Here is a 7,030-nt window from a genome sequence, read left to right as displayed (position 1 = left end):
GCCGGGGAAGATCTCGTCCAGGATGAATTTGAAGAAACGCACATGCCGCATCGTGATCGGCAGATTGCGCTCTTTGAGCTCCTGCCTGCTCAACAGCACGATCGTGTGCAGCAGCATCGTGCCATCGCCCGGCAACAGGTCATAAGCCCTCTTGAAGAAATCGGCGTAGCGGTCGAAGCCGAAATGCTCGAGCGGGCCGATCGCCACGATCCGATCCACCGGCTCGTAAAACTGCTCCCAGCCCTGCAGCAGCACCCGCTTGGAACGCGGGCTATCCGACGCCGCGAGCTGCTGCTCGACGTAGTCAACCTGGTTCTTGCTCAGCGTCAGGCCGACGACGTTGACGTCGTACTTCTCCAACGCTCGCAGCATCGCCGGCCCCCAACCGCAGCCGACGTCGAGCAGCATCATGCCCGGCTGCAGGCCAAGTTTGCCCAGCGCCAGGTCGATCTTGGCGATCTGGGCCTCTTCCAGCGTCATGTCGTCGCGCTCGAAGTAGGCGCAGGTATACGTCCGCGTCGGGTCCAAGAACAGCGCGAAGAAGTCGTCGGACAAGTCGTAGTGGGCCTGCACATCCTCGAAGTGTGGCCGCAGGCTCTGCGCTTTTTCTGGCAATGTCGTCCTCTCGTGACGGCTTGGGCGGGGGCCAAAATCACCAGACTCGATCACCTTACAACGTCGATCTTTGCCTTACGAGCTTGCCGAACAGATAGATTGGCGCGATCGAAAATCCGGCGATAACCGGACGATTCACGCCGATTCCGGTCATTCGTGGTGAAGTAATCAGAACGGCATCGGTTGGTTGTAGATAGTCCCGGTTTGGTTTTGGACGGGGTCAGTGCAGCTTATGTTGACGTTCCAGAGTGTGCCCGTCGGGAGCTCGGGCGCGAAGTTCAACTGTTGCTGGCCGCCCTGGTTCAGCTGAAACGTCTGGTTCAGCGGGGCCATTGGGGTGCGGATGTTTTGGAGAACGTCCATGGTCCCCATCGTCGGGGTGGCGTTTAGCGTGCAAAAGCCGTACGTACCGGGGTTCCCGTATCCGCTGGTGTCTGTGACGGTGACTCGCAGACTTGGAATGTTATTCATTGTTGCCGGTTGGAATTGGACACTGGCGGTGTCGGCCCGGGCGGTTCCCGCACCGAAGCACAAGACGGCGGACGCGGCCACGCCGAGTGCCGAGAGGGTCCGTTTATTCGTCGGGAACCAGAGGTTCACGTTGCGCGTCCTTTCCGCGGTCACGGTGCCCCCACAGTTTGTGGCCCTCAGAGTAGTAAGAACGACGACCCCAGAAGCGCCCGCCACGCCGAAGCTTCAGAGCTTTTCGCGGAGATCCCACAGCGGATCGATAACGATCACCCAGCCTCTGGCTAACGGCGAAGCTTAAACAAAGATGATGACAACGACCATTCAGAGCCGTCGACGAATCCGTGTGATGCAAGCGATTTTTGCTGGGGCCGCGACCATCGCGATGCTCGCGGCATACGACGCCACGCGGCCCGGTACCGCCGAATCCGTCGTCACATCGGGGTCGGTGCGCCTGGTAGACCAGGCCACGGGCCTGCCAGCGCCGGCCACTGTTCCCTTCGGCCCGCAGCTTCCTCAGATTTCCCAGAACGTGGTCGGCCACGGCGGTTTCGCTGCCGATGACGACGACGCCGACCAAGATGAGCGCAATCAAATTGCGCAGCAAACAGAAGAGGAATGGGACGACTACTGGGCTCAAGACGAGGACCCGAACGTGAACAACCCGAACGACCCGAACAACCCATAGCTTTCATGCAGGGTGTGGGACGGCCGGAACAGGCTTTCCGAGCGGTCGAAGTCTTTCGGTTTCGTCAGCGGTCCGTCCCTGGCGCGTACCATTTCGCGCGTGAGGCGACCCGGTGTTGTCGCGACGGCGTTTTTGCCGATGATGGCAGTCGTCGCCCTCCTGGGTGTGCCTGCTTGCTCGCTACCGCGCCTCGGCCAGCGGGCAACCAACGACGTCGCCGAAGCCGGCCGGCCCGAAAGAGGCCGTCGTCGCCGCGTTGAACAAGTCGGCGTCCGCAGACACGCTCACCGCGCACCAGGTGATGCAACCTACGCCCGACGCCCCGACCCCGCTCAACGCGTGGGCAACGGCGGTCGTGTCACGACCGCAGGGCGCCGTGTATTTCAGCGGCGACTATTCCGCGATCTTCAAGACCCTCTTCATCGGGATAGAGCCCGGCGGAGTAAACGAGGAAATCGTCGTCATGCGCAACGCGACGTTCTGGCGCGTCAACGGCCCGGCTGCCGACCGGTTGCGAGTTCAATTCCCGACCATGTCCGATCGCTCTTGGATTCGCACACCCAGAGATCCCAGCGATGTGTCCGAGTTCATCGCCAACGTCGTCTCCTTCAGAAGTGGAGCGCTGCGGTAACCGCGCGATACCCGCAATCGCAAGAGGGTTCCGAATACTCAATCGCCGCGGTCATGCCCACCGACTTCAACGTGTGGGTTACCGAGCGCGGGCGTGTCGGTCGCACCGTCGGCGTCCTGGAACATGAGTTGATCACCGATGACTTCACCGGCTACGGCCAACCCGTCTCGATACCAATACCGAAGGACGAGGACATCGTCAACGCGCCGCCCTAAGCGCTCGACTAGGGTCCTCCGCCAACCAGATTGGCGTTTTGTGGGCAGTAGGCGTGAACGGAAATGGACACGTACGCGTCGGCGTCGCCTCCGAGGGCCGGATTACTCGCACGAAATGCCGCGACTATCTGCGGCACTGTCATCCCTTGACGGATGTCGTCGCATACCAATTTGCCGTTGTAGACGGCGGCCTCGGGATTGGCGAATGAGATGCCCCGATCGTTTAGGGCCTGGATGTACTTGTCGTCCTGATCCGGCGTGGACGCGATCGTCGACGTGGCGGTGGCCGGCGCTGACGCCGTCGCCGATGCGGGTGGGCTGGTCGACGCGCCGCTTGTCGGCGCGGGCGGTGAGCCAGGCGGCGGCCGCGAACCCTTGGTTTGCGGGCCCAATAGCCAAAAGGCCAGCACGATCGCCCCCGCCAGCGCAAGACAGCCCGCCAGTAGCGCACCGGCTTTGCGCCAGGTGGCGCGCCATGATTGGCGGTCGGGCGCCGCTTCGCTCTGGGTGGTGGCGTCGCCGTGGTCGTGCGGGGACGTGCGATCACCCGTGTCCGAAGCCGCGTAGTTGGGTACAGCAACCGTTTCGGCACGGTGGAGTCCGACGGGGTCATCGGCAGCCGGGACCGGCTCGGCCATGAGGGTCATGCTAGCCGAGGCAAACGCTGGTGCAATGGTCGTGCGATAAGGCCTCAGGTCATGCAGACGTTGGAAAACAGCAGGACCGGCCAGGACACGATCGAGCCCAAAAACGACACCACCAGGTCGGCGCCCTGCATCTGGCGCAGGTGCTCGGTGTGGGTGCACGACCAGATGAGCCCCATGATCAGATACGGCGTGCCGAGCACGACCGCGATGCCCATCAATTCGGCGATGGTCAACCGATAGCTGAGCACCTGACGGAGCTTGGTGAGCATTCGTCATGTTAACCGCAGGTCGCGCACACCTTTGCATTTCCAGCCGACGATGTGAGAACCTCGTGTGGGTCGGGTGCCAGGTGCCCCGGCTTGGGAGTGCGGTTATGTCCGTCTCAGGCGATCACGACGCCGACATGAATGTCGATGGCCGTTCCGTCGGCCGGATCCAGCGGGGGATGGATCTGCTTCGGCGCGTGCTCCAATACCAGGTCAGCATCGGGGCGCTCATCGAGTTGGCGCTGTGGCTGGCGATCCCATACTTGGCTATCGGCTTCGGGTGGGAGCTGCTGCACGCCGAACAGACTCAGCGGATTCAGACGCGGTTAGAAACGGTGTTGCCGTCAGGAGCTGACGTCGCAGCCTTCGGGATAACGGCGGCGTTGTGGCCGGCTTCGATCGAAATCGCCGATGCGTGCCCAGCTAGGCAATAGGCCCGTCCGGGGGCGGGTCGTCCCCGGTGATTTGTTCGATTTTTTCTGATGCCACACCGAGTGCCCGCAGGCAGAACCTGACCGCACGTTCGCGAACTTCGGCGCGGTCCCGGTGATTTGTTGTCCAATGCCGCGGAGTGCCCGCCCAAACGACACCGTGTACCGACTTCGCCGCGGTCGCGGGAATGATGTCTTCGAAGACGCCAGGCTCCAGGCCGTGCTCAAGCTGCTCGGTGAGCGGTTCGAGGATCGCGGTGTATGCGGGCGAAACCAGCTCGGGGGAGGAGAGCCCCGTCGACTCGGCCTCCAGGGACAGGCGGCGCAGATCGAACTCGATGTCGTCGTCGAACGCGAGGTCGAGTCGTCCGTCGATCCAAGCGGCCACTGCCTCCACCGGGCAGGTGGCATTCGCCATTTTGCTTCTCAGCCTTTGTGTTTCGACGCGGGCCATTTCCAAGAAGACTGCCGCAACTAGCTGGTCCTTCGATTCGAAGTGTCGGTAGAACGCGCGGGTGCTCAGCTGAGCGCGTTCGAGTACGGCAGCGATGTTCAGCCCCAGGAGTCCCTGATCGCGTACACATCTCGCCGCGGCGGCCAGGATGGCGCCACGCACGTCGGGGTCGGGGCCAAGCTTGTTCCGTCGGCGCGATAACGGGCCGCTCGCGTGTGTCTGTCGAGGGGTGCCCGCGTTGTACGGATACGTCATACGTGCGTAGATACCCCGCAAACCTCGCGCGGAATCCTCTGGCGTTAGACGATTGCGTTAAGCGCGTTACGTGCGGTGACTCGTTCGATCATTTCGGGCACCACGCCCAGTCCGCGCAGGCAGAATCGCAGCACGCGTTCGCGAACCTCGTCTCGTTGCCAATGATTTGTTGCCCACTGCCGCTGGGTGGCCGCCCATACCACGCCGTTTATCGACTTCGCGGCGTTCGCCGGAACGATGTCTTCAAAAACGCCAAGTTCCATGCCGCGCTGAAGCTGTTCGACGAGTGGCTCGAGGATCGCGGAGTACGAGGGCGAAACCAACTCCGGGGACGAGAACACCTTCGATTGAGCTTCCAAAGACACTTGACGTAGTTCCGATTTGATTTCCTCGTCGAATGCGAGATCGAGTCGTCCGTCGATCCAGGCGGCCACCGCCCTGATCGGGTTACTGACTTCGGCCATTTGTGTTCTCAGCCGCAGCACTTCAATGCGCGTCATCTCCAAGAAGACCGCCGCAACCAACTGGTCCTTCGATTCGAAATGTCGGTAGAACGCACGGGTGCTGAGCTGGGCGCGATCGAGGACCGCGGCAAACGCTCAGCCCTCGAATTCCGTTCTCGCGAACCGACTTTGATGCGGCGACGATAATGGCGCGGCGCACATCGGGATCGGGAGCGAGCTTATTGCGTCGTCGCCTGGCTGGTCGGCGGTTGTATGCTTGCCGACGTGTGACCGGATCCCCCTGTTCCGTCATAGTTATCCAAAATAATCCGTTAACCGTTCGCGCACATCCGCTTTCGTCAAGCCGGAGTCGCCGCGTATTAGGCATGTGTTCAACAAAATCGCGTCTACGTTGATGGGCACACCATTGCAGCGAATGCACGACGGTGACAATCAAGATCAAGCTCAAGGCGCTCGTAGCTGGCGTTCGGCGTTTTCATCGGGCGCCGGCAAGGTCGTGAAGGGCGACACCGGCTAATCGGCTCTCGCGCGACGGTGCGTGCGGAGGTCGTTCGCCCCTGAGCGGCTGTTATCTGAAAACGGCGCTTTCAGTTACCGTTGCGGCACTACGCTGCTTGCATGTCAATCGACCGGGCCGCACTCCTCGCGGGCAGCATCCGACTCGCCTCGGGCATCTCCTTCCTCGTCGACCCACTCCGCGCGAATCGGCTCTGGGGCGATCCGGACCAACCGACGCCGACGGCGCGACTGCTGCTGCGGTCAATGGGCTACCGCGACGCGTTGATCGGCGGGCTGCTCGCGGCGGCAGCGGTGCGCGGCAAGGACACCCGCGGCTGGTTCCTCGCGTCCGGCGGTGCCGACGCGGCCGACCTGCTCGGCGGGATCAGTGTCCATCGCGAATTGAAGCCCTCGCAAAAGCTTGTCGGGCTGGGCGGCGCCGTTATCGGCGTCGGTGTCGGGCTCTGGGGAGCGGCGCGCCGGAGGCCAGGCGCAGGGGGGAGTCCGGCAGGCTGACGCGCGAGCCTCAATGCTGTTGACTGTGGTGGTCAGCCGTTGAGGGGAGCAAGCATGCGTTTCGGTGTCCTGACCTTTGTCACCGACGAGGGGATTGGCCCAGTGGAGCTGGGTTCGGCACTCGAGCAGCGTGGGTTTGAGTCGCTGTTCCTTGCCGAGCACTCGCATATCCCGGTCAACACTAAGACCCCGTATCCCATGGGTGGTCCGATTCCGCGGAAGTACTACCGAACTCTGGATCCATTTGTGGCTTTGACGGCGGCCGCCGCCGCCACCGAGACACTGGTGTTAGGAACCGGCATCGCGTTGGTCCCGCAACGTGATCCGATCCTGACGGCCAAAGAAGTGACATCGCTCGACCTGGTGTCGCGGGGACGCTTCCGATTCGGCGTGGGCGTGGGCTGGTTGCGCGAAGAGATCGCCAACCACGGCGTTGATCCCGCGGTGCGGGGACGCGTGGTCGAAGAGCGCCTACGCGCGATGATTGCGATCTGGACGCAGGAAAAGGCCGAATTCCATGGTGATTTCGTGAATTTCGACCCGATCTACAGCTGGCCGAAGCCCCTGACGAAGCCGTATTCGCCGCTTTACCTGGGTGGCGGGCCGGCGAGTTTCAAGCGCATAGCGCGGCTGGAAGCCGGCTGGATCTCGATGAGCCCGTCAGCCGACGCTCTGTCGGGTCAGCTCAAAGAACTGCGTGGGCTTGCCGGCCACGACGTTCCGGTGATCAACACCCATATGGGCGAACCGAAGGCCAAGGATTTAGAAGCTTACCGAGACCTCGGGCTCGAGCACGTTTTGGTGGAACTGGCGACCGAGCCTCGCGACGAGACGCTTCGCCGGCTGGATGACCTGCGGGCCGAATTCGCCAAAGTCGGGTAG

11 protein-coding genes and 1 pseudogene are annotated in these 7,030 nt (G+C 62.5%); 6 read left to right on the top strand and 6 right to left on the bottom strand.

Annotated features, from left to right (window positions below; translation table 11 throughout):
• Together ACLP4W_RS09365 and ACLP4W_RS09360 are read right to left on the bottom strand one after the other, a co-directional pair.
• On the bottom strand, positions 1–615 hold a 615-nt coding region (locus ACLP4W_RS09365), incomplete at its 3' end, for a class I SAM-dependent methyltransferase (RefSeq protein WP_442385854.1).
• A 168-nt stretch (positions 616–783) separates the two neighbouring features.
• Positions 784–1,215: a hypothetical protein gene (locus tag ACLP4W_RS09360; RefSeq protein WP_442385853.1), complete on the bottom strand. Its 432-nt coding sequence runs from the start codon at positions 1,213–1,215 to the stop codon at positions 784–786.
• Between the two features lie 178 nt (positions 1,216–1,393).
• Here ACLP4W_RS09360 and ACLP4W_RS09355 point away from each other — a divergent pair, with 178 nt between their 5' ends.
• The 3 genes from ACLP4W_RS09355 to ACLP4W_RS09345 all read left to right on the top strand — a co-directional run bounded on the left by ACLP4W_RS09355 (position 1,394) and on the right by ACLP4W_RS09345 (position 2,617).
• Positions 1,394–1,771, top strand: coding sequence for a hypothetical protein (locus tag ACLP4W_RS09355; RefSeq protein WP_442385852.1), 378 nt, complete (start codon positions 1,394–1,396; stop codon positions 1,769–1,771).
• A gap of 163 nt (positions 1,772–1,934) precedes the next feature.
• The gene (locus tag ACLP4W_RS09350; protein ID WP_442385851.1) at positions 1,935–2,402 is read left to right on the top strand and encodes a hypothetical protein; all 468 of its coding nucleotides are present in this window, start codon (positions 1,935–1,937) and stop codon (positions 2,400–2,402) included.
• 53 nt (positions 2,403–2,455) lie between these two features.
• Entirely contained in the window at positions 2,456–2,617 is a 162-nt protein-coding gene (locus ACLP4W_RS09345) for a hypothetical protein (RefSeq protein WP_442385850.1), read from the top strand.
• Between the two features lie 8 nt (positions 2,618–2,625).
• On the opposite strand, the gene ACLP4W_RS09340 is transcribed toward ACLP4W_RS09345, so the two are convergent.
• Positions 2,626–3,255 carry a DUF732 domain-containing protein gene (locus ACLP4W_RS09340; protein WP_442385849.1) on the bottom strand — a complete coding sequence of 210 codons (630 nt, stop codon included), beginning with the start codon at positions 3,253–3,255 and terminating at the stop codon, positions 2,626–2,628.
• A gap of 53 nt (positions 3,256–3,308) precedes the next feature.
• Positions 3,309–3,533, bottom strand: a complete 225-nt coding sequence (locus tag ACLP4W_RS09335; protein ID WP_442385848.1) for a hypothetical protein — start codon at positions 3,531–3,533, stop codon at positions 3,309–3,311.
• Between the two features lie 134 nt (positions 3,534–3,667).
• On the opposite strand from ACLP4W_RS09335, the gene ACLP4W_RS09330 reads away from it, so the two are divergent.
• The gene (locus ACLP4W_RS09330; protein ID WP_442385862.1) at positions 3,668–3,964 is read left to right on the top strand and encodes a hypothetical protein; all 297 of its coding nucleotides are present in this window, start codon (positions 3,668–3,670) and stop codon (positions 3,962–3,964) included.
• Here the strand turns inward: ACLP4W_RS09330 and ACLP4W_RS09325 are convergent.
• Positions 3,954–4,670: a TetR/AcrR family transcriptional regulator gene (locus ACLP4W_RS09325; protein WP_442385847.1), complete on the bottom strand. Its 717-nt coding sequence runs from the start codon at positions 4,668–4,670 to the stop codon at positions 3,954–3,956. The genes ACLP4W_RS09330 and ACLP4W_RS09325 overlap by 11 nt on opposite strands.
• A gap of 44 nt (positions 4,671–4,714) precedes the next feature.
• Positions 4,715–5,426 (bottom strand): annotated as a pseudogene (locus ACLP4W_RS09320) (TetR/AcrR family transcriptional regulator).
• Between the two features lie 326 nt (positions 5,427–5,752).
• Here ACLP4W_RS09320 and ACLP4W_RS09315 point away from each other — a divergent pair.
• Both ACLP4W_RS09315 and ACLP4W_RS09310 read left to right on the top strand, forming a co-directional pair.
• Positions 5,753–6,148, top strand: coding sequence for a DUF4267 domain-containing protein (locus tag ACLP4W_RS09315; RefSeq protein WP_442385846.1), 396 nt, complete (start codon positions 5,753–5,755; stop codon positions 6,146–6,148).
• Between the two features lie 54 nt (positions 6,149–6,202).
• Positions 6,203–7,030 (top strand): LLM class F420-dependent oxidoreductase, encoded by an 828-nt coding sequence (locus tag ACLP4W_RS09310; protein WP_442385845.1) that lies wholly within the window; start codon positions 6,203–6,205, stop codon positions 7,028–7,030.

This window comes from Mycobacterium sp. (assembly GCF_052145595.1).
Lineage (GTDB): Bacteria > Actinomycetota > Actinomycetes > Mycobacteriales > Mycobacteriaceae > Mycobacterium.
The sequence above is the reverse complement of the archived record's forward strand: the minus strand, read 5'-3'. Positions and strand labels throughout refer to the sequence as shown.

What these genes read in the sequence shown, in the direction of transcription:
- ACLP4W_RS09355 (WP_442385852.1), top strand. Translation starts at nt 1,394, where the DNA reads ATGACAACGACCATTCAGAGCCGTCGACGAATCCGTGTGATGCAAGCG.
- ACLP4W_RS09345 (WP_442385850.1), top strand. Translation starts at nt 2,456, where the DNA reads ATGCCCACCGACTTCAACGTGTGGGTTACCGAGCGCGGGCGTGTCGGT.
- ACLP4W_RS09340 (WP_442385849.1), bottom strand. Translation starts at nt 3,255, where the DNA reads ATGGCCGAGCCGGTCCCGGCTGCCGATGACCCCGTCGGACTCCACCGT.
- ACLP4W_RS09335 (WP_442385848.1), bottom strand. Translation starts at nt 3,533, where the DNA reads ATGCTCACCAAGCTCCGTCAGGTGCTCAGCTATCGGTTGACCATCGCC.
- ACLP4W_RS09330 (WP_442385862.1), top strand. Translation starts at nt 3,668, where the DNA reads ATGAATGTCGATGGCCGTTCCGTCGGCCGGATCCAGCGGGGGATGGAT.
- ACLP4W_RS09325 (WP_442385847.1), bottom strand. Translation starts at nt 4,670, where the DNA reads ATGACGTATCCGTACAACGCGGGCACCCCTCGACAGACACACGCGAGC.
- ACLP4W_RS09315 (WP_442385846.1), top strand. Translation starts at nt 5,753, where the DNA reads ATGTCAATCGACCGGGCCGCACTCCTCGCGGGCAGCATCCGACTCGCC.
- ACLP4W_RS09310 (WP_442385845.1), top strand. Translation starts at nt 6,203, where the DNA reads ATGCGTTTCGGTGTCCTGACCTTTGTCACCGACGAGGGGATTGGCCCA.